The sequence below is a fragment of the Mesorhizobium sp. WSM3859 genome, from assembly GCF_002295065.1.
Classification (GTDB): Bacteria; Pseudomonadota; Alphaproteobacteria; order Rhizobiales; family Rhizobiaceae; genus Mesorhizobium.
This window is the reverse complement of record NZ_NSGG01000001.1, coordinates 671712-694237: the sequence shown is the minus strand read 5'-3', so window position 1 is coordinate 694237 and position 22526 is coordinate 671712. Positions and strand designations below refer to the sequence as shown.

10 protein-coding genes are annotated in these 22526 nt (G+C 65.0%); 2 read left to right on the top strand and 8 right to left on the bottom strand.

Features of this window, described 5'->3' with window-relative positions:
- Positions 1–170: 170 nt before the first annotated feature.
- From CK230_RS03275 to CK230_RS03235, 8 genes are all read right to left on the bottom strand, one after another.
- Entirely contained in the window at positions 171–1157 is a 987-nt protein-coding gene (locus CK230_RS03275) for a sulfate ABC transporter substrate-binding protein (protein WP_095815727.1), read from the bottom strand.
- A 205-nt stretch (positions 1158–1362) separates the two neighbouring features.
- Entirely contained in the window at positions 1363–2403 is a 1041-nt protein-coding gene (locus tag CK230_RS03270) for a sulfate/molybdate ABC transporter ATP-binding protein (protein WP_095815726.1), read from the bottom strand.
- A 68-nt stretch (positions 2404–2471) separates the two neighbouring features.
- A complete protein-coding gene (gene cysW, locus CK230_RS03265; RefSeq protein ID WP_095815725.1) occupies positions 2472–3356 on the bottom strand; it encodes a sulfate ABC transporter permease subunit CysW in 885 nt (294 codons plus the stop codon).
- A complete protein-coding gene (gene cysT, locus CK230_RS03260) occupies positions 3349–4200 on the bottom strand; it encodes a sulfate ABC transporter permease subunit CysT (RefSeq protein WP_095815724.1) in 852 nt (283 codons plus the stop codon). The genes cysW and cysT overlap by 8 nt, the downstream gene beginning before the upstream one ends.
- 65 nt (positions 4201–4265) lie before the next feature.
- The gene (locus tag CK230_RS03255; RefSeq protein ID WP_095815723.1) at positions 4266–5294 is read right to left on the bottom strand and encodes a sulfate ABC transporter substrate-binding protein; all 1029 of its coding nucleotides are present in this window, start codon (positions 5292–5294) and stop codon (positions 4266–4268) included.
- A 202-nt stretch (positions 5295–5496) separates the two neighbouring features.
- Positions 5497–6252, bottom strand: coding sequence for a M15 family metallopeptidase (locus CK230_RS03250; RefSeq protein WP_245429800.1), 756 nt, complete (start codon positions 6250–6252; stop codon positions 5497–5499).
- A gap of 187 nt (positions 6253–6439) precedes the next feature.
- The gene (gene pbpC, locus CK230_RS03245) at positions 6440–8530 is read right to left on the bottom strand and encodes a penicillin-binding protein 1C (protein WP_245429799.1); all 2091 of its coding nucleotides are present in this window, start codon (positions 8528–8530) and stop codon (positions 6440–6442) included.
- Positions 8531–8735: 205 nt separating this feature from the next.
- Positions 8736–14216: an alpha-2-macroglobulin family protein gene (locus CK230_RS03235; RefSeq protein WP_095815721.1), complete on the bottom strand. Its 5481-nt coding sequence runs from the start codon at positions 14214–14216 to the stop codon at positions 8736–8738.
- 277 nt (positions 14217–14493) lie between these two features.
- Here CK230_RS03235 and CK230_RS03230 point away from each other — a divergent pair, with 277 nt between their 5' ends.
- Together CK230_RS03230 and CK230_RS03225 are read left to right on the top strand one after the other, a co-directional pair.
- Positions 14494–16422, top strand: a complete 1929-nt coding sequence (locus tag CK230_RS03230) for an autotransporter assembly complex family protein (RefSeq protein WP_095815720.1) — start codon at positions 14494–14496, stop codon at positions 16420–16422.
- A gap of 2 nt (positions 16423–16424) precedes the next feature.
- The gene (locus CK230_RS03225; RefSeq protein ID WP_095815719.1) at positions 16425–22478 is read left to right on the top strand and encodes a translocation/assembly module TamB domain-containing protein; all 6054 of its coding nucleotides are present in this window, start codon (positions 16425–16427) and stop codon (positions 22476–22478) included.
- Positions 22479–22526: the final 48 nt, after the last annotated feature.

Genomic DNA, 22526 nt, shown 5'->3' with positions numbered 1-22526 from the left:
CGCCCTCTGGCCCAACAATTTGCCGGTGCAGCTTAGGCACAAACGCGTTGATTCTTCGTAACGTTTTTCACGTTGGGGCCGGGATTTCCCCTGCGAACTCATGCAGCCCCGCTTACAAGAAGAAAGCCGGCAAAGCCGGCCTCCTTGCGCTTCCTGATTGTGGAGCCCTTTCAGCGGCTGCCATAGGTCTGATCGAGCAGCCCGCCTGCGACGAAGTGCTCTTTCTGGACCTTGTCCCAACCACCGAACACCTCATTCACCGTCAGCAGGCGGACGTCGGGGAAGTCGGCCTTGTGCTTGGCGGCGACAGCCGCGTCGCGAGTCCGCAAGCCGTTCTCGGCGGCAATCTCCTGACCGTCCGGCGTGTAGAGGAAGTCGAGATAGGACTTGGCGAGATCGCGGCTGCCATGCTCGTCGGCAACCTTGTCGACGATTGCCACCGGGAACTCGGCCAGCAGGCTGACCGAAGGGGTGACCTGCTCGAACTTGTCGTCGCCATATTCCTTGCGGATGCCGCGCGTCTCGGACTCGAAGGTGATCAGCACGTCGCCGATCTCACGCTGGACGAAGGTGGTGGTGGCGGCGCGGCCGCCGGTGTCGAAGATCGGCACGTTGTTGAAGAGCTTGGTGATGAACTCCTTGACCTTGGCATCGTCGCCCTTGAAGGCTTCCTTGGCATAGGCTGTTGCGGCGAGATAGGTGTAGCGCGCATTGCCGGATGTCTTCGGGTTGGGGAAGATCACCTGCACGTCGTCGCGCACCAGGTCGTTCCAGTCCTTGATGTGTTTCGGGTTGCCGGCGCGGACAAGGAACGAAGGCAGCGAATAAAAGGGCGAGGCGTTGTCCGGAAAATCCTTCTGCCAATCGGCCGAGACGAGGCCCTTCTTGACCAGGAAGTCGACGTCGGTGACCTGGTTGAAGGTGACGACATCGGCTGCAAGACCTTCGGCGATGGCGCGCGCCTGCGCCGAGGTCCCGGCATGCGACTGATCGATGGTGACGCCGGGGTGCTTGGCGACGAAGGCCTTGTTGATGTCGGCGAACAGTTCGCGGCCGACGTCATAGGATGCATTCAAGAGCTTGTCGGCCGACCAGGCTTGGGAGGACGCGAGGACGAGACCGGCAACAGCCGCGATGCCAAGCAACAGACGCTTCATGAAAACAGGCTCCTTGGAAATGGATCAAGCTACGGCGAGACCATAGTCGGGAAAGCCTGAAGCGACGAGGCACCCGCTCCGACAGGCGAGCGAAGGTCTGGAAAATATCTCGCCGAAACAGCTCTTTGCTAGGATTTCCTTCCAAGCTGATTCATGAACAGCCCCAGGCTGTCGCGCCGGAGCAGGAGTCAGAGCGAAAGATAGCTCAGGCCGTGGGAAAAAGCTTCCAGCGCCGTGGCCTGAACGCCACGCGGCTCTTCTGCGCAGCGGGATGGTCGATCGGAAGCTCGATCTCGACGCGCTGGCGCTCGCCGCCGATCTCCAGCTCGACGCGTCTTGTGCCGGCGACGCGACGGCTGGCGGCGACCGTGCCGGCGATGCAGCCGCTGCAGCCGTCGAGCAGATCGACGTCGTGCGGGCGGAAGTAGAGAACCGCCTCTCCGGTCGGCGCATGCGGCGCCTCAAGTCCGATCGGCCGGTCGGCAATCCAGACCTCGCCGTTCTCCACCTTGACCGGCAGCGAGCTCGACTCGCCGATGAAGGAGTAGACGAAGGGCGAGTTCGGCGTGTCGTAGATGTCGTCGGCGGTGCCGACCTGCTCGATGCGGCCCTGGCTCATGACGACGACGCGGTCAGCGAGTTCCAGTGCCTCTTCCTGGTCGTGCGTGACGAAGACGGTCGTGTGGCCGGTGCGATCATGGATCTCGCGCAGCCAGCGGCGCAACTCGCGGCGCACCTGCGCGTCGAGCGCGCCGAAGGGTTCGTCGAGCAGAAGCACCTTGGGTTCGATCGCCATGGCGCGCGCCAGAGCCACGCGCTGGCGCTGGCCGCCGGAGAGCTGCGCCGGATAGCGCTTTTCCAGGCCTGACAGCTGGACGAGGTCGAGCAGTTCCAATGCCCGGCGGCGGATTTCCTGCGCCCGCGGCCGTGCGGCACCGTGCCGGACCTTCAGGCCGAAGCCGATATTGTCGGCGACCGTCATGTGACGGAACAGCGCGTAATGCTGGAAGACGAAGCCGACATTGCGTTCCTGGATCGACTTCTGCGAAGCGTCTTCCTCGCCGAAGAAGATCGCTCCCTTGGTCGGCCGCTCCAAGCCGGCGATCAGCCGCAGCAGCGTCGTCTTGCCGGAGCCCGACGGACCCAGCAGCGCGATGAGCTCGCCGGATTTGATGTCGAGCGACACGTCGTGGAGCGCCGGAAACCGCTCAAACTCCTTGCGCACGTTGACGACGCGAACTTCCATGCAAATCCCTCAGTTCTCTGATGCATATCATTATCCAAAACCGCTATGCACTTTTGGGTGACATGCACCTAGTGTCCGCGTGTCGCGGCGATCTCGGGGCCGTAGCGCATCTCGAGAAGTGTTTTCAAGACCAGCGTCACCAGCGCCAGGCCGGCGAGCAGTGAAGCGACCGCAAAGGCGCCGACGGCGTTGTACTCATTGTACAGGATCTCGACATGCAGCGGCATGGTGTTGGTGAGGCCGCGTATGTGGCCGGACACCACGGAGACAGCGCCGAACTCGCCCATGGCGCGGGCATTGCAGAGCAGCACGCCGTAGAGCAGCCCCCATTTGATGTTCGGCAGCGTCACATACCAGAAGGCTTGCCAGCCGTTGGCGCCGAGCGAAAGAGCAGCCTCCTCGTCGCCATTGCCTTGTTCCTGCATCAGCGGGATCAGCTCGCGGGCGACGAAGGGGAAGGTGACGAAGACGGTGGCCAGAACGATGCCCGGCACGGCGAACAGGATCTGGATGCCATGCGCGTTCAGCCATTCGCCGAGCAAACCTTGAGCGCCGAACAAAAGCACATAGACCAGGCCGGAAATGACCGGCGAGACCGAGAAGGGCAGGTCGATCAGCGTGGTCAGGAACGCCTTGCCCTTGAACTCGAACTTGGCGATGGCCCAGGCGGCCGAAAGGCCGAAGACGAGATTGAGCGGCACCGAGATTGCCGCCACCAGCAATGTCAGCCGGATGGCGGAGCGCGTGTCGGCATCGCCGAGCGATTGGAAATAGGCGCCGACGCCCTTGGCGAAAGCCTCCTTGAACACGATGATCAGCGGCAACAGCAGGAAGATGCCGAGAAAGACCAGCGTGACGGTCGTCAGCGTGATGCGGACGGGACGGCTTTCCGTGACCGCGGCCGACTGGCTCTCGTGGTGCGGTTCATAGGACTTGATCTCTGGATCAGCCATAGCGCTTGCGGCTCCATGTCTGCACGAGGTTGATGAGGAGCAGCATGGCGAAGGACAGCGCCAGCATGATCGCGGCGATCGCGGTCGCGGCCGGATAGTTGTACTCCTCCAGCCGGATGACGATCAGAAGCGGCGCGATCTCGGATTTGTAGGGCAGGTTGCCGGCGATGAAGATGACCGAGCCGTATTCGCCGACACCGCGTGCGAACGCGAGCGAGAAACCGGTGATGACGGCTGGCGCCAGCCCCGGAAATAGGACGCGGGTAATGATCTGGAAACGGCTGGCGCCGAGCGTGGCGGCGGCCTCTTCGACCTCCTTGTCGAGCTCTTCCATGATCGGCTGGACGGTGCGCACGACGAAGGGCAGGCCGATGAACACCAGCGCCACGATGATGCCGAGCGGGGTGTAGGCGACCTTGAGGCCGAGCGGCATCAGCAATTTGCCGAGCCAGCCGGTCGGTGCATAGAGCGTGGTCAGCGCGATGCCGGCGACCGCGGTAGGCAGCGCGAAAGGTAGGTCGACCATGGCGTCGACGACGCGGCGGCCGGGGAAACGATAGCGGACCAGCACCCAGGCGACTAAAGTGCCGAACACGACATTGACTGCCGCGGCGATGAAAGCGGTGCCGAAGCTGATTTCAAGCGCCTTGAGGGTGCGCCGGTCGGTGGCCAAAGCCCAGAAATCGGTCCAGCCGAGCGCGGCCGAGCGCCAGATCAGCCCGGAGAGCGGGATGAGGATGATGAGCGTGAGGTAGGCAAGCGAGAAGCCGAGCGTCAGTCCGAAACCCGGAATGACACTCGGCTGTCTGAATCGCCACCCCGCATGAGCGGGTGCTGTGGTCATGCTGTTCTGGATCGTCCCTTCTTACTCAACCAGATTGCAGTCGCTAGTTTTCGAGGCTCGGCCTCTCACTGGGCTGGCTTATAAATCTGGTCGAATATACCACCGTCGCCGAAATGGTAAGGCTGTGCCTTCTTCCAGCCGCCAAATTGCGGGTCGTCGATGGTGACGAGCTTGATCGCGGGCAGCTTTGCAAGGTCCTCGGCCGGAACCAGTTCGGGCTTGGCCGGGCGATAGTGGTTCTTGGCGATGATGGTCTGGCCTTCCTTCGAATAGAGCCAGGAAAGATAGGCCTCGGCCACCTTGCGCGTGCCTTTGGCGTCGACATTGGCGTCGACGACGGCGACAGGCGGTTCGGCCAGGATCGAGGTCGGCGGGTAGACGATGTCGAAATTGTCGGCACCGAATTCGTCGAGGGCCAGATAGGCGTCGTTCTCCCAGCCGATCAGCACGTCGCCCAGGCCCTTCTGAGCAAAGGTGACGGTCGAACCGCGTGCGCCGCTGTCGAGCACCGGCGCGTTGGCATACAGCTTGCCGATGAATTCCTTGGTCTTAGCCTCGTCATTACCGTCATGCGCGTTGGCGTAGGCCCAGGCCGCGAGATAGTTCCAGCGCGCGCCGCCGGAGGTTTTCGGGTTCGGCGTGATCACCTGGACGCCGTCCTTCACCAGATCGCTCCAGTCGTGGATGCCCTTGGGGTTGCCCTTGCGCACCAGGAAGATGATGGTCGAGGTGTAAGGCGCTGAATTGTTTTCGAATTTCTTGCGCCAGTCGGGATTGATCTTCTTCGACTTGGTCACGATGGCGTTGATGTCGCCTTCGAGCGCCAGCGTCACCACGTCGGCATTGAGCCCGTCGATCACCGCGCGGGCCTGGGCGCCCGATCCGCCATGCGACTGCTGGATGGTGACCGTCTCGCCGGTCTCGGCTTTCCAGTGCGCGGCGAAGGCCTCGTCATAGGCCTTGTAAAGCTCACGTGTCGGATCGTAGGACACGTTCAAGATGGTCGTATCGGCGAACGCGAAACCGAGCGTGCCGAACTGGATAGATGTGGCGACCAGCGCGCCGAGCAGTTTCCTGAAATGAGGTTTGGTCATTCCCGCCTCCGTTGAACTGCAGCGAACTCTAGCGAGTTTATAGAAATTAGATGCATTGAATGTTGCCTTTTTCGCCTGATGAAAGCAATTTTTCGCCGAGATTCGGCTCTTTGAAGAAATAACTTCCTCCTCCGCTTTTGGCTCGGCTCGGCATCAGCCGGCCTAATTAGAAGCGGTCAGGGTCAGGGCAAGCCCCGGCGCATTAATTGGCCGTGACCGGAAAATCGAAACGCTGTTTTGGAAAAGGCTCTTTGGCCAGCGTGAAGTGCCACCATTCGCGCGCATAGTTGCGGAAGCCGGCGGCACGCATGGCGGCAAGCAGCATCTTGCGGTTCGCCGTCGCTTCGGCGGGAAGAGGTCGGTGCGCGGTCTCGCTCATCGGATCGAAGCAGTCAAAACCGGTGCCGAAGTCGAGTGTTCCGACGTCCGGCGCGCCGCAGGCCGGATCTACAGAGCTGTTGTCCGTCTCGGCGATGGCGAGGTCCACGGTCGAGCCGCGCGAATGGCTGGACAATTCGCCGACATAGCCCTTGGCGATAAGATCGCCACGCCGGACGGTCGGATACCATTGCGGGTCCGGCGGGCCGCCTTCTCTTGTCCATCTGACCATATCTGTAACGGCGCGGGCCGGGCGGTAGCAGTCGAAGACGACCAGCGTCAGGCCTTTGGCGGTCATCGTTCTCTGAACGCTGGACAGCGCCTTCGCCGCTTGCGCGGTCAGGATGCAGACAGGCGCGTCATAGCCGTCGACCTTGCGGTGCAGGAAGTTTTCAAGGCTGGCGTAGCGGATGTCCTGGCGGATGGTCGGATCGACATCGGTGAGCCTGAGGAAGCCGACGGGCAGGGGATCGGCAAGGGCCGGGGTGGGGGTTGCGGATAGGAGGATCAGCGTTGCGGTTAGAGCAGCTCCTAATGGAAAGGTATGGCGCGAGGCCCCCCTCTCTGCCCTGCCGGGCATCTCCCCCTCAAGGGGGGAGATTGGCGGTGTCGGCGCCGCGTCCATCCTTCCTGCGTTGATGATTAGCGAAAGCCGCGAAGCGAATAATCTCCCCCCTTGAGGGGGAGATGGCCGGCAGGCCAGAGAGGGGGGCCTCGCACCGGATGTCAGACTAAAAAGCGCACCTCGCAGAATCGCTTGCCGCATCCTATTCAACGAAAACCTTCACGCTCGCCGCGCGGCCGGCGGCGTCGATGACGGTCAGCGTCGAATAGCCGGTACCGTCCGGCTGCCAGGTCGCGGTGCGGCGGCGGTCGATGCCGGCGAGCGGCTTGCCGTTGGCGAGCCAGCGGAACGGCGCGCGGCCGCCCTGCAGCTTCAGCACCAGCGGCGTGGCGTCGGCGGAGTTGGTGCCAAGATCCACGCGGGCGCCATTGGGCGGGAAGATGATGGTCGGCGCGGGTTCGGTGGCGGTGGCCTGCACCAGCCCGTCGGAGCCGGCACCGAAACGGGCGAGCGTCACCGGCAATTCCTCGCGCTTGGGATTGAACACGCCCGGCGGCCGGCCGGGCAACGGCACGCTGGCAAGGCCGCAACGGACGAAACCTTCGAACAGGATCGGTGCCGCCGAGACATAGCCCGACAGACCGGGGACGGGGCTCGCATCGGCGCGGCCGACCCACACACCCAGGACGTAGCGGCCATCGAAGCCGACGGACCAGGCATCGCGATAGCCATAGGAGGTGCCGGTCTTGTAGGCGATGCCGCGCTGCATGGCGCCTTCCGGCGGCTTCACGCCGGACAGGATGTCGTTGATCTGCCAGGCGGCCTGGTCGTCGAGGATGGTGGCTGTGGTGCGCTCGACATTGGCCGGCTCGGTGCCGTCATGCAGCGTGTGCATCTTGCCGCCATTGGCGAGCCCCGTATAGAGCTGCACCAGGTCACGCAAGGTCACGCCGACGCCGCCAAGCCCGATCGCCAGGCCCGGCGCCTCGTTCACCGGCAGGATCGGGTTGACGCCGGCCTGGCGGAACCGCGCCGTCAGCCGCGCCGGACCGACCGCGTCGAGCACGCGGATCGCCGGCACGTTAAGCGACAATTGCAGCGCCTGGCGGATCGAGACGTCGCCCTGGTAGCCCGTGTCGAAATTCTTCGGCCGGTAGCCGCCGAAATCGGCCGGGCTGTCCTCGATGATCATCTCCTGCGCCACCAGCCCTTGCTCGAAGGCCAGGCCATAGATGAAAGGCTTCAGCGTCGAACCGGGCGAACGCAACACCTTGGTCATGTCGATCCAGCCGGAGCGGCTGGCGTCGAAGAAATTGGCCGAGCCGACTTCGCCGAGAATGTCGCCGGTGCGGGCGTCGGCCATCACCATGGCGACGGAAAGTTTCGGGCCGAGCTTCCTGGCGGCATCCCTTGCGACCTGCTCCAGCCCTTGCTGCACGCTTTTGCGGATGGTGAGCTGCAGCGGTTTGCCGGGCACGGCCCTCGGCAGCATGGCGTAGGAGGCGTGCGCGGCCAGCGCCGGCAGTTTTCTGCGCAGGCCGGAGACGTCGTCCAGCGCCGCGCGCTGCGCTTCGCGCTCACCGAGCAGGCCGGCCGAGACCATGCGGGTCAGCACCCGGTCGCGCGCGGCATGCGCTATGCCGAGGTTGCGGTCGGGCCGGCGCTTTTCCGGCAGTTGCGGCAGTGCGACGAGGAGGGCGGCTTCCGACACGGTCAGCCGCTTCGGCTCCTTGCCGAAATAGGCGAGCGAGGCGGCGCGCACGCCCTCGAGATTTCCGCCATAGGGCGCCAGCGTCAGGTAGCGTTCGAGGATTTCCTGCTTGGACAGACGCCGCTCGATCTGGATGGCCCTGAGCATCTGCCTGAGCTTGGAGCCGAGGCTGCGGCTGTCGCGCGGCTCGATCAGCCGGGCAAGCTGCATCGACAAGGTCGAACCGCCCGACACGATGTGGCCGCTGGTGACGAGCTGGCCGGCGGCGCGGCAGAGCGCCAGGACGTCGACACCCCTGTGGTCCCAGAAGCGCTTGTCCTCATACGTCACCAGCATGTCGACGAATTGCTTGTCGACCTGGTCGAGGCGGGTCTCGAGCCGCCAGTAGCCGTCCGGCGTGGCGAAGGCGCGCAGCAAATGGCCGTCGCGGTCCTGCACTTCGGTCGAGACCGTCAGCTTTGCCGGCAGCGGCGGCGGGAAGGCGCGGTCGAGCTCCCAAAGGGTGGCTGCGGCGATCGCCGCAAACCCCGCGAGTGAAGCTGCGGCGATGCCTGTTCGACGGAGAAATTTCTTGGAGAGCATGGCGCTGCCCCTCATCCGCCTGCCGGCACCTTCTCCCCGTATAATGACGGGGAGAAGGAGGCTGGCTGCGATGTCGGCTTCTGTCTTGCGACGTTGCCGATTGGCGAAAGCGTCGACGCAAGCCCCTTTCTCCCCGTCACTATACGGGGAGAAATGTCCGGCAGGACAATGAGGGGCAGCGCCATCGCTATGTCTATCATGCCGCTTACTCCGCCTTCACCTCCATCACGCCGGTGGCGGTGCGGGCCGAATATTGCGGCCGGTACATGTCCTCCACAGTTGCCGCCGGATGGGCGTAGGTGCCGGGCGTCACGGCACGCACGACATAGGCCAGCGTGATGTTGCGGTCGCCGTCGCCTTCGTTCGGATTGAAGGCGGCGACGAAGCGGTCGTCGCGGAACTCCAGATGCGCGGCGTCGGTCTGCGCCAGCCAGGAGAAGTTCGACAATTGCGCGCTGGACACCAGGCTCGGATTGTCGATCTCGAAGCCGGCCGGCAACAGGTCGGTGATCAGCACCCGCGACGGCCATTTGTTCTGCTCATAGACCTTGAGCACGACCACATAGCGCTCGTTCTGCTTGGCCTCCGTGACGTTGGCTTCGGTGCCGTCAAGCTTGTAGTAGGTGCGACCGATGGTGAAGCCGTCGCCGCCGGCGGGCAGCGGATCGACCGGAGCGGCGACCGCGGTCACCACTGCCTGCAGCAGCGTCGCGCCGGTGTTGGCGATGGTGAGCGGGCTGTCGATGAGGTCGCTGCCGGCGACCTGGTCGGAATAGCCGCCCGAATGCGGCGCGCCGTTGACGGAAAGCGTGATGGAATCATTGCCCTCCTTCAGCGCCCTTGCGGCAAGCAGCATCCAGGATTCGTCCTGCGTGCTCGTCCAGCGGGCATCGGCGCGCGCCACGCCCACCAGCTTGATCAGTTGCGGCATGATGCTCGGCACCGGCTTCGATTCCGCCGCCAGGGCCAGCAGCGCCGCGCCGTCACGCAACCGCGAGCCATAGTCCGAGCGGTACCAGTCGTAGTCGGGTTCAGCCTGCGCCAGCCTGAGCGCCGTCTGGAACGTGGCTTCCGAACGCTGCGTGTCGCCGTAGAGTGCCAGGCTCGCCGCCAGTTGCGCGACCGCCATCGGGCTGGAGAAGGCCTCGAGCTGCGTGTCGGCGTAGTAGCGCAGGTCGCCGATCGAGGCCTTCTTGTTGCGGGCAAGCACATAGAGCGCGTAAGCGATATCGCTGCCCTTGTCCTGGACGTCCTGGTCGTAGCCGAGCGAGTTCTGCAGGTTGTTCAGCGCCTGGTTCATCGCCAGCGCGGGAACATCATACTTCTCCTCGCGCGCCCGGGTCAGGAACTCGCTGACATAGGCGTCGAGCCACAGGTCGCCCGAACCCGGGCCCCAGAGGCCGAAGCTGCCGCTTGCCGACTGATAGGAGAGCACTTTGTAGATGGCGTCCTGGATGCGTTGATGCAGGTCCGGATCGCTTTCCATGCCGATGCTCTTGGCCATGTCGTTGACATACAGCAGCGGCATGGCACGGCTGGTGGTCTGTTCGGCGCAGCCATAGGGATAGCGATCGAGCGACATCAACAGCGACGGCACGTCGAGCGCGGACGATTGCGAGACGCCGACGCTGACCGAAGCGCCGTCGAGCACGCTGGCGGCAAGCAGTTCCTTGTCGACCCGCAGCGAGCCGCCATGCGGCTTCAGGTCGACCACCATGCGGTTGGTGACCGGAAGCTGCGCCGGCCGCACCGGCAGATAGAGCGTCTGCTCGACCTGGGTGCCGTCGGCATGCGCCAGCTTGACGGTGACGGAGGCGTCGCCCGCGGTCCTGGCGACCAGCGGGAAGGTGAGCGACTGGCGCTTGCCCTGGGCGAGCGTCAGCTTCTCGGGCAGCGGCTTGTCGCCGGTGGAAAGATCGCCGGTGGTGGTGACGGACAGCGCATAATCGCCGGCCGGGCCGTCGGTGTCGGCTATGTCGAGGCGCATGGTCGCGGCGTCGCCCGGCGCCAGGAAGCGCGGCAGGCCGGCGGTGATCACCACCGGATCGCGCACGATGACGTCGGTCTGGGCATGGCCTACGGCTTCCTTGGTCCAGGCGACCGCCATGACACGCACGGTGCCGTTGAACTGCGGGATGTCGAAGTCGATCCGCGCCTTGCCGTTGGCGTCGAGCTCGACCGGGCCGGAGAAGAAGGCGACCAGCTTTTCGGTCGGCGGGCTGCCCTGCGCCTGCATGTTGGCGCCGTCGCCGCCGGTCCGTATCTTGCCCATGGTGCCGAGCGAGCCGTCGATCAGGCGGCCATAGAGGTCGCGGATCTCCAGGCCCAGCATGCGCTGGCCGAAGAACCAGTCCTCAGGATCGGGCGCCTTGTAGTTGGTGAGGTTGAGGATGCCGACATCGACGGCAGCCACCATCACATAGGCGTTTGTGCCCGGCTGGGCGCCGTTGACCGCAACGGGGATCGACAGCTGCTGGCGCGGCAGGGTCTTTTCCGGCGGCGTCAGCGAGACCGCCAGCTTCTTCGAACCCGGATCGACCGACAGCCACTGGATGCCGATGGCGCGGGCCGGCATGCGCGATTCCTGCGCGTCGCCGGGCCGGAACAAGGTCGCCGTGACATAGGCGCCGGCGCCCCAGTCGTCGCCGACCGGGATGTCGACGGTGCTGCCGCCGGCCGGCACCGAAGCGGTGACGGTCTTCAACAGCTTTTCGGCGCCGATGGTGACCAGAAGTTCGCCGGCAAAATGCGGCGAGACCTTCAGCTTGGCGACTTCGCCGGCGGCGTAGCTGTCCTTGTCGAGGGCGATCTCCAGGCCATCGGGGGTCTCGGTGGTGGTCGAGGCGACATACCAGCCGGCGTCGAACTCATAGCTGGACGCCGGACCGTCGGGGTCGGCGGTCTCGACCTCGAGCCGGTAGCGGCCCCAGTCGACGGGCAGCGACACCGTCGCCTCGCCATCGGCCTTCAGGTCCACCGCGCCATTGGCGACGGCCTTGGTGAGGTTCACTGCCTCGTAGTTCCAGGAATTGTTGGAACGGTACCACTGATAATTGCGCTCGACCTTGACCAGCGACCACTGGGCGCCCTTCAGATCCTCGCGCTTGCCGTTCGGATCGACGGCGATGATGCTGAACTTGGCGGTTCCGCCTTGCGGCACCTCATCGCCTTCGAAATCCGGGCGGATGCCGATGACGTCGCGCTGCGGGCGAACGCCGATGTCGAGCGAGCGCTCGACGGCGCGGCCGCCGGCCTCGCGCATGCGCCCCGTGACCTTGGCGTTGACCAGCTTGGTGGTCGACGGCAACTGGTCGATGGTGATCGGGAAGGTCGCCTTGCCGTCGTCGCCGACGACGGGAAGGTTCGCCAGCGGCGTCACGGTCGGCTCGCTCGACTGCTCGTCGGCGAGGCCGAAGGTGAAGTCCTTGAAGCTGTCCCAACTGCTGGTGGTCGACAGCGTCATCTCGCCTTCGAGCGCAAGGCCCGCGGCCGGCGCGCCGTAGAGAAAGCGGCCGTCGACGGTGGCGTTGGCGGTCTCGCCCTGGGCGATCTCCTTCTTGTCGGCGGTCAGGTCGAACTCGATGCGATCCGGCACGAAATCCTCGACAAGGAACATCTGGCTGGCGACCGGCGACTGCTTGGGATCGGTGTAGATCGACACCGTCCAGGTGCCGCGCATGGCGTTGGCCTCGAGCGGCAGGTCGACGGCATGGCCGCCGGCGGATTCGCCATTGCTGACCACTCGGCGGTTCTCGACACCGTCGGGACGGGTGAAGATGAAGGTCAGCGGCAGGTTCTCGACCGCCTTGGCGGCGCCGTCGCGGGCGAGCGCCGCGACATGCACGTCCTCGCCGGCGCGGTAGATGCCGCGCTCCGTCCAGGCATAGACGTCGAGCGCGCCGGGCGAGGCGCGCCCTTCGACGCCGCGATCCGACAGGTCGAAGCCGGCCTTGCCCATGTCGAGGAAGACGAAGTCGTTGTCGCCCTGCTTGGCCATCAGCACCGCCGGCACCATGCCGTTTTCGCCGCGGGTAAGGCCCGGATTGAAGACGGCGTGGCCCTCGGCGTCCGTGGTCGCGGTGCCGAGGATTTCGTTATTCCTGGCAAGCAGGGTCAGTTCGGCGCCGGAAATCGGCTTGGCCGAGCCCAGCGAACGGGCAAAGACGTTGAGCCCGTCCTGGCCGGTATAGGTTGAGAGGCCGATATCGGAGACGACGAACCACTGCGTGGCGCGCGAGCCGTAATCGTCGCTCTTGTCGTCGACCGGTTGCGCCGTCAGCACATAGACGCCGGGCTTGCGCTGCGGAATCGCTTCATCGACCGGGAAAGAGGTGGTCACTTCCTTGTTGAGATCATTGGCGATGTCGAGCGTGCCGGACCAGACCGGCGCGCCCATCTGGTCGGAAATGGTGGAAATGTCATAGCCGTCGAGCTGATGCAGGAACTGATAGCCGGACAGAAGCTGCGCCAGCGAACGATCGCCGATGCGGTAGAGCGCCATCTTGGCGGCGTTCATGTTGACGGTGACGACCGGAATGCCGCGACGCGCGCCGGCCGGCAGCACGAAGCTGTCGCCGGTGAAGCGGGCGGACGGAGCGCGGTCCTGGACGTAGATCGACAGCACGACGGGCGCGGCGAGCGTCTCGCTGATCGCGGCCGGCAGGCCGGCGCGGAAGGTCACGTCGTAATGCTGGCCGTGCTCCAGGCCTTCGACGCAGATCTGCTTGTCCTTGGCTTCGACGGCTTTGGGCGCGGCATTGTCGACGGTGACGAACTGCGCATAGTCGACGCCGGTCTTGACCAGTTCCTCGGAGAACTGGGCGCAGATGCGCGGCGAGGAGGAATCGGCATCGACGGTATGCTCGACGACGCGGAAACCCTTGCGCGCCTTGAGGTCGGCATAGTCGGCTTGGACGGCGGGCGAGCTCACCAGCGCAAGGCTCGCCTCATAGGCCTGAAGCGACGGACGGAAGAGGTCGCGCTTATCGAGGCCGGCGGCAAGCAGCGCCAGCGCCTCGGCGCGGGTCTTTGCCGTGCGCACCAGCTTGTAGGCGTTGAAGGCCGCCGAGGTGGCGTTCATCGGGAGCGTCGCGGGTTCGGTGGTGTTCGACGCCGGCTCCACGGCCAGTATCTCGTGCGCCAGCGCCAGCCAGAGCGGGCCGTCATCGGGCAGAACGGAGATCGCGGCCTGGTATTTCTGCATGGCAAGGCGATGGTCGCCGGTCAGCGAGGCCTGCTCGGCCGCGGCCTGCAGGGCGGCAAGGCCTTCGGTCGGCTTGTCATAGGCCGGGTCGGTCAGGTGGTTGCGGAACTGCTGGGCCTGGTCGGCCATCCAGTTCGGAAAGAAGGCCAAGGCCGGCGGAGCGCCAATATCGGGGTCGCCATCGACATTCGCGACCTTGCCGGCGACGGCGCCGGTGAAGGATTTCAACTGGTTATAGTCGGATTTGAGAAAGCACCACTTCGCCTTGGTGTTGTAGGTGAAGGCGCGGCAGGCGGTATCGCCGAGGCATGTGGTCTTGCACTGGTCGAGGCTGACATTCTGCTCCGACCTCAGGTCGAAGCCGAAATAGTCGGAATTGTCGGTCGTGACGATTCGCCGGGCTTCGGCCGCAAGGGCCGCCCCGCCCAGGGCGAAAAAGATAAGGAGAAGGAAAGAGAGACCACGAGCCGCGCGCATTGCCATACCACCCTCCAGACATCGCCAGCGTCCGGGCATGATCAAGCTTCGTGCAGGCTTGTCAACGCCGGAGCGCCGCAGGTTTTTCGCCCGCGAACGGTTTCCATGCCGGCCAAAGGCCGGTATTTCGACAGAACCTCTGTGAGACGGATCACACTTTCTTGCGAAATTGCAAAAGGTGTGAATTCCAAGCCCGGTCTATTTCAGACAATTGGATTGTGGCCCCTTTACGAACGTTTCGGAACTTCATTCCAATTTTAGTTTTGTCGACTAGGTTGTCTTAATGCCGGCGCGTGAAACGCAGATGTCAGGAGGGTTCGCGCCAGGGCGCGGGCTTCCGCGTGCCCTGCTTTTCGCGCTCGTCTGCTCGACCGTGCTGGCCGGGGAGATCCGGCCTGCGGCGGCTTTCGAGATTTTCGGCATCAAGCTTTGGGGCTCATCCAAAGACGAGGACGCCGACATCGTCGATCCGCTGCGCTATTCGGTGACCATCGATGCGCCGGATGCCGACAAGGACCTGGTAAAAAAGCTCGAAAACGCTTCGGCGCTGAAAAACGACGAGGACCATCCGGTGTCGGGATCGCTAGGCCTGATGGCCAAGGCGCGCGGCGATCGCGAACAACTGGTCGCCGCGCTCTACGCCGATGCCCGCTACGAAGGCGTGGTCACCATAACGATAGAAGGCAAGTCGATAGACGAATTGCCGCCGGATGCCGAGTTCAAAGGGCCGCAGCCCATTCCGGTCGTCGTCAACGTCGCGCCGGGGCCGAAATTCACACTGGGCAATATCCGGCTGAAGGGCGATGCCGCCGGGCTGGCGAGCGCCGATTTCGGGCTGATCGCCGGCGGCGACGCAAGCTCCGGCGCGGTGCTCAAGGCAGAGGCCCTGATCGTGCGGGCGCTGAAGGAAGAGGGCAGGCCGCTGGCCAAGGTCACGGAGCGCGAGATCGTCGCCGAGCATGCGAGCTCGACGCTGGACGTCACGCTGACGGTGGCCGCCGGCCCGGTCGCAGGCTATGGCGACACCACGGTCGAGGGCACGGAAAAGGTCGATCGCGACTTCACCGAATACATGACCGGGCTGAAGCGGGGCCAGCAATATTCGCCGCAGGAGATCGACGACGCGCGTGACCGGCTGCTCGGGCTCGAGGTCTTCAACAGCGTGACCATCAAGGAAGCTGACAGCCTCGACGCCAATGGCAATATCCCGATCGATGTCCAGGTGAGCGAGCGCAAGCCGCGCTTCTTCGGCCTAGGTGGCACCTTCTCGAACACGGAAGGGCTCGGGCTCGAAGGCTATTGGGGGCACCGCAACCTGTTCGGCCAGGCCGAGAAGCTGCGCATCGACGGGTCGATCAGCGGCATCGGCAGCAACAGCATCTCCGCGCTCAACTATAATGCCGGCGTCATGTTCGAGAAGCCGGGCGTGCTCGGGCCGACGTCGAAATTCTTCACCGGCGTCAAGACGGTGTTCGAACACCCCGACGCCTATGACCATTTCTCGGTGAAGGGTGACGTGGGCGTCTCCTACGACCTCGACAAGAAGCAGCGGGTCTCGGCCGAGTTCGACCTTGATTATTCGCGGATCACCGACGCTTTCGGCAAACACACCTATCTGATCGCCAGCGTGCCGCTGCAATATGTCTATGACAGCCGCGACAACAAGCTGAACCCGACCAGGGGGTTCCGCTTCCTCGCCTATGCCGAGCCGAGCTACGACATATTGAACGGCGCGACCTTCCTGAAGCTGAAGGGCGAGGGCTACACCTACCAGTCGCTCGACACGGCAAGCAGGTTCGTGCTCGCCGAACGCGCGACGCTGGGCTCGATCATCGGCACGGGGCTGCAGAACGTGCCCGCCGACCGGCGCTTCTATTCCGGCGGCGGCGGCTCGGTGCGCGGCTATTCCTACCAGGGCATCGGCCCGAAGGACATTGACGGCCAGCCGATCGGCGGTCTCTCCTTCTTCGAAACCTCGGTCGAGATGCGCATCGGCGTCACCGACACGATCGGCATCGTGCCCTTCGTCGATGCCGGCACGGTCTCGATCAAATCATTCCCCGATTTCTCGGATGTGAAGGTCGGCGCCGGCGTCGGTCTGCGCTACATCACGCCGTTCGGCCCGCTGCGCATCGACGCGGCCGTGCCGCTTAACCGGGATCCGGGCGATCCGCTTTTCGGCATCTATGCCGGCATCGGCCAGGCGTTCTAACGATGAAGATCTTTTGGCGCATCCTCCGCATCTTGATCTACACGCTGCTTCTGCTGCTGGTGGTGGCGGTCGGCGCGCTGTTCGTGCTCACCGGCACCGAAGGCGGCCGCCAGAACCTCGCCGGCCTGATCTCGAGAATGGCTTCGAGCGAGGACCGCAAGGTGACGGTCAGCGGCATCGAAGGCATCTGGTCGGGTCAGCTTCGGCTCGACCACGTGGTGCTGGAAGACCGTGCCGGCCCCTGGATGGTGGCGCGCAAGGTGGCGCTCGACTGGTCGCCGACGGCGCTGCTCTCCCGGAATTTCAATGCCGACCGCTTCGCCGCCGAGCGCATCGAATTGGCGCGGCTGCCGCAGCCGAGCCAGCAGCCGTCTCAGGGCGGCTCGTCCAGCCTGCCGGTGTCGATCGACGTGAAGCAGATCGACCTGCCGGAGATCGCGCTCGGACAGGAGCTTGCCGGCAGCGGCATCGCCGAACTGGCCGCCAAGGGCTCGCTCAACGCCGATCCGTCGCCGCTGGCTATCGAAAGCGTGCTGAACGTCTTCCGCCATGACGGCAAGCAAGGCAATGTCGACGCCAAGATCCATTTCGCGCCGGCCGACAACAAGCTCGACCTCGATCTCAAGGCGTCGGAGCCGTCCGGCGGCATCATCGCCAATCTGCTCAAGCTGCCGGATGCGCCGCCCGTCAACATCGTCGTCTCCGGCAGCGGGCCTTTGGCCAACTGGAGCGGCGTCGGCACCTTCATGGTCGACGGCCGGATCGTCAGCCAGCTGACCGGCCGGCACCAGCTGACCGACAAGGGTCACCGCATCGAGGCCAAGGGCGACGGCGAGTTCGAAGGGTTTTTGCCGGAGAAGATAAAGGCGCTGTTTGCCGGCAAGACGAGCTTCGACCTCGCCGGCACGGCGACCGCATCGGGTGGGGTCGACATCGAGCAGGCCACCATAGAGAGCGACTCCGTGCACGGGGCCGCGACCGGCAATGTCGATCCGAAGGGCGCCAGCGACCTGTCGATCGAGCTCTCCGCCAAGGATAAGCCGGTCACCGTCGATGTCGGCAACAGCGCCGTTCCAATCCTGGTTGCGGTCGAAAAGGCCACGGTGCGCGCCTTCGGCGACGGCAAGGCGCCGATGGTCGATATCGGCACGTCCCTCACGTCGGTCGCCGTCGGCGGCACCCAGCTCAATAACATTACGGGCGCGATCCATTCCGACGGCTTCGACTTCGAAAACCGCAGCGGACCGGTCAGCATCAAGCTCGCCGCCGCCGGGCTGAAGACCGACGTCGCCACACTGGCGCCGCTGGTGACCGGCAAGCTGTCCGCCGATCTTTCCGGCACGATCAGCCGCGAGACCGTGTCTATCGACAAAGGCACCTTGCGCAGCGATGCGCTCAATGCCGGGCTGACGGCAAATGTGGCGCTGGCCGACCTGTCGATGACGCTGAAGATGAATGCCGACGCCGTCTCCAAGGCGTTGCCGCCGCAGATCAGCTCGCTGCTCGGCGAGCGGGTGAAATTCTCGGCCACTGCCACGCGCGATCCGCAAGGCGCGTTCGCCGCCAACTCGCTGGAGATCAGTTCCGGCTCGCTCAGCGCCAGCGGCACCGGCAGCATGCAAGGAACGGACCTCCAGGCGAGCGTCAAGGGTACGTTGGGCGATGTCTCGCCGCTGTCGTCGCTCGCCGGCACGCCGCTCGCGGGTGGGATCAATTTCGCGCTGAGCGCAAGCGGACCGCGCCTTGCGCCGGATTTCACGGTGTCGGCCGACAGCGCCAGCCTGACGGCGGCCGGCCGCACGGTGAAGGACATCAAGCTCTCGGCCAAGGGCAAGGCCGATGTCGCCAATCCGACCGCCGACATCTCGTTGACCGGCAATGCCGAGGGGCAGGCGCTCGACATCGAGGCTTCGCTGGTGACGGCCGACGGCAAGCGTTCGATCAAGGGGCTCAGCCTGGCGCTCGGCGACAACAAGGTGTCGGGCGATCTCGCGCTCGACGACAAGTTCCTGCCGCTGGGTACGCTGACGCTTGCCGTTCCCGACATCGGACCGCTTGCGGCGCTCGCAAACCAGACCGCCACCGGCGACATCAACGGCACGATCGCCTTTGCCAAGGAGGGCGAGGCGCCGACCGTTACCATCAATGCGGCGAGCACCTCGATCGCGCGCGGCGAACTGGCGGCGAAAGCCATCACCGTCAACGCGCTGATCGCCAACTATCTCAAGGGGCCGGCGATCTCGGGCACGATCAAGGCCGACAATGTGACCTCCGGCAGCACCGTCATCAGCGACATCGGCATCGATTTGAAGCGCGACGGCGATTGGACAAACTTTACCGGCGGCGCCACGGCGTCCGGCATTCCGGCCACCGCCACCGGGCGGGTGAAGATCGCCAAAGGCACGACGAGCGTGGAAATCACGTCCGGCGAGGCGACGGTGCGCGGCATCAAGGCGGCCATCGCCGAACCATCCAGCCTTTCCATCGCCAACGGCGTGACGACAATCGAGAAGCTCGCGCTCAACCTCGGCGGCGGTTCGGCGACGGTTTCCGGCAGCGCCGGTCAGACCCTGGACCTCACGGCCGATCTCGCCAACCTCCCGGTGGCGCTCGCCAATGATTTCGTGCCTGGCCTCGACGGAGCTGGAACGGTGGAAGGCACGGCACATGTCACGGGTCCGTCGTCCAACCCCGACGTGCAGTTCAACGCGAAGGTGGCGGGCGCCGAGACCAGCCAGACCCGGCAGGCGGGGCTCGGGGCGCTGGATCTTGACGCTGCCGGCACTTATACGCTTTCGGGCGGTGTGGCCCTGGATCACGCCACGCTCTCGGGCGAAGGGATTTCAGGCAAGGCCGCCGGCACCCTCAATCCCAATGGCGCCAGCGATTTCTCCCTCGATCTTACCTCGTCCGGGGCCAGCCTGCCTTTGACGGTCGGCAGCGCCGAAAGCCCAATCAAGGTCGAAGTCCAGTCCTTGTCGGCTAAGATGGCGGGCGAAAGCACGCAAGCGCGGCTCGATGTGTCCGCAATCCTGCCTTCCATTGCCGCCAGCCAGGCGAAGGTGGACGGTCTCACCCTGGCGCTGCATTCGGACGCCTTCGACCTCAAGGGGCGGGCGGGTCCGGTATCCGGCACGGTCTCGGTGGATAGGATCGGTCTCGACAATCCCATGCTGGCACCGCTGATCGCCGGCAAGGTGATCGCCAAGGTCAACGGCCGACTGGCTCCCGATGCCGTCGCCGTCAACAGCGGCTCGCTGACCAGCGATGCGCTCAACAGCCAGGTCGCCGGCCGGATATCGCTGGGCGACGGCGCCGTCGACCTCAATATCAAGGCCGATGTCGTTTCTTCCGCCTTGCCGGCGGCGGTGCGCGGCATGCTTGGCGAGACCGCGCAGTTGAGCGGTGCGCTGAAGCGCGATGCCAATGGCAATGTCAATGTCGAAGGACTGAAGCTGAATTCTGGCGCGCTCAGCGCCGATGGGCAGGCGAGCCTTGCCGACGGCAAGTTGGCCGCCGGGATCAGGGGCGCGTTGGGCGACGTTTCGGGGCTGTCGAAAGACGCCAAGGGCGCCATCACCTTTGCCCTCAACGCGCAGGGCCCGGTCACCGCGCCCGACCTGTCGATGACAGTGGAGAGCGACCGGCTCCTCGTGGCGGCGCGCGAGATAACCGGGTTGAAGCTGACGGCGAGCGGCAAGGCCGATGCCGCCAATCCGGCAGCCAACGTGCAACTCACCGGCAATGTCGCCGGGCAGAACTTGCAAGGCAGCGCGGTGCTTGCCACGACCAATGGCAGCCGCGCGATCAACGGGCTTCTGCTGTCGCTCGGACCGAACAAGATTTCGGGCGATCTCGTGCTCGACGACGCTTTCGTGCCGGTAGGCACCGTTTCGCTCGACCTGCCCGATATCGGGCCACTGGCCGCGCTGGCGCTGGAAAAGGCCGAGGGCAATGTACGCGGCACGATCGCCTTTACGAAGGCAGCCAACGGCCCGAATGTCGCGGTCAAGGCGAACACCTCGCAGATCAGGCGCGGCGATCTCTCCGCCAGGAACGTTGCCATCGATGCGCAGATTGCGAACTACATGGCCGCGCCCGTCATTCAAGGCACGGTGCGGGCCGAGAGCGTGACTTCTGGCGGCACAGCCATCACCGGCATCGATGTCGATCTCAAGCGCGACGGCGACTGGACCGGTTTTTCCGGCGGCGCCACCGTCAAGAACATTCCGGCCAAGGCGGCCGGTCGCGTGAAAGTGGCGAACGGCACGACAACAATCGAGCTTGCCTCCGGCCAGGCGACGGTGCAGGGCATCAAGGCCGCGATCGCCCAGGCCTCGACTGTGACCATCGCCAATGGCGTGACGACGCTCGACCGGCTGGTGCTCAACCTCGGCGGCGGCACGGCGACGGTCACGGGCAAGGTCGCGCAGGCGCTCGACATCAACGCCAATCTCGCCAGAGTGCCGATCTCGCTCGCCAACAGTTTCTCGCCAGGCCTCGACGCGGCCGGCTCGATCTCGGGCACGGTCAAGGTCACCGGCGCGCCGGCCAGCCCGTCGGTCGCCTTCAAGATCGATGCTTCCGGTGTGCAGACCTCGCAGACGCGCGGCGCCGGCCTCGGCGGCATGAATGTCTCGTCGTCCGGTACTTTCGCCGGCAACAAGCTCGGCTTCGACGCCAACATCAGCGACGGAGCAGGCCTCGGCCTCAAGGGCGGCGGCTCGGTGACGACGGCAGGCACCCCAACCCTGGCGCTCGACTTCAACGGCAAGGTGCCGTTCTCCTTCCTGGCCGCAAAGCTCGCCGCGCAAGGGCTGGCGCTCAACGGCACCGCCAATGTCGATGTGCAGGTGCGTGGTCCTGCATCCGCGCCGGTTATCAGCGGCAAAGTCACGACATCCGGCGCGCGCCTCATCGATGCGCGCTCCGGCCTGGCGGTGAACGACATCGCGGCCGACGTCTCGATCGGGAGCGGCGTCGCCAGGATCAACCACCTGACCGGAACGCTGTCGACGCGCGGCAGCCTGTCGGCGAGCGGCACCGTGGGCATCACGCCGGCGCAGGGCTTCCCGGCCGACCTGTCGATCAAGCTCACGGACGGCCGCTATACCGACGGCCGGGTGGTGACCGCCAATCTTGGCGGCGACCTGACCGTCAGGGGGCCGCTCGTCTCCGCGCCGGTGATCGCCGGCACGATCAACCTGGCGAGGACGGTCATCACCGTTCCGGAAAAGCTGCCAGGGTCGCTCTCGGCGCTGGATGTGAAGCACAAGAACGCGCCGGCGTCCGTGCGGGCGCAGGACAAAGCGCTGCGCCCGGTGACGTCCGGCGGCAGCAGCAACAGCGGCAGCGGCCTGACGCTCGACGTGACGGTGAACGCGCCGAACCAGATTTTCATCCAGGGCAGGGGCGTCGATGCCGAACTCGGCGGCTCGCTGAAGCTGACAGGCCCGGCTTCGGCGCCGAGGGCGATCGGCACCTTCACCCTGCAGCGCGGACGGCTAACGATTCTCGCCAAGCGGCTGACATTCAAGGAGGGTACGGTCGGGTTCCAGGGATCGCTGGTGCCTTACCTCAATCTCACGGCGACCACGACGACAAGCAGCGCCACCGTGACAATCGTGGTTTCCGGCGAGGCGACCAATCCGAAATTCAACTTCTCCTCTGTTCCGGCGCTGCCGGAGGATGAGGTGCTGGCACAGCTAATCTTCGGCCGCTCGATGTCTAACCTTTCGCCTCTGCAAATCGCCCAACTCGCGGACGCTGCTGCGCAATTGGCAGGCGCCGGCGGCACGACCTCGCTGCTTGACAATTTGCGCAACGCGATCGGCATCGACGATCTCGACGTGACGACGGACGAGAAGGGCGGCACCGCGGTTTCGGCCGGCAAATACCTCAACGACCGCACCTATGTGACCATACAGAAGGGCGACAAGCCAGGCTCCGGCAAGGCGACGATCGATCTCGATGTCGGGAAGGGCGTTAAGCTGCGCGGCGAGGCCAACGACGCCGGCGAAGCAAAGGGCGGTGTCTTTTACGAACGCGAATATTGAGGTTGCGCCGCCCATCTCCTGACCTACCGAACGTACTGCTCGCCACGG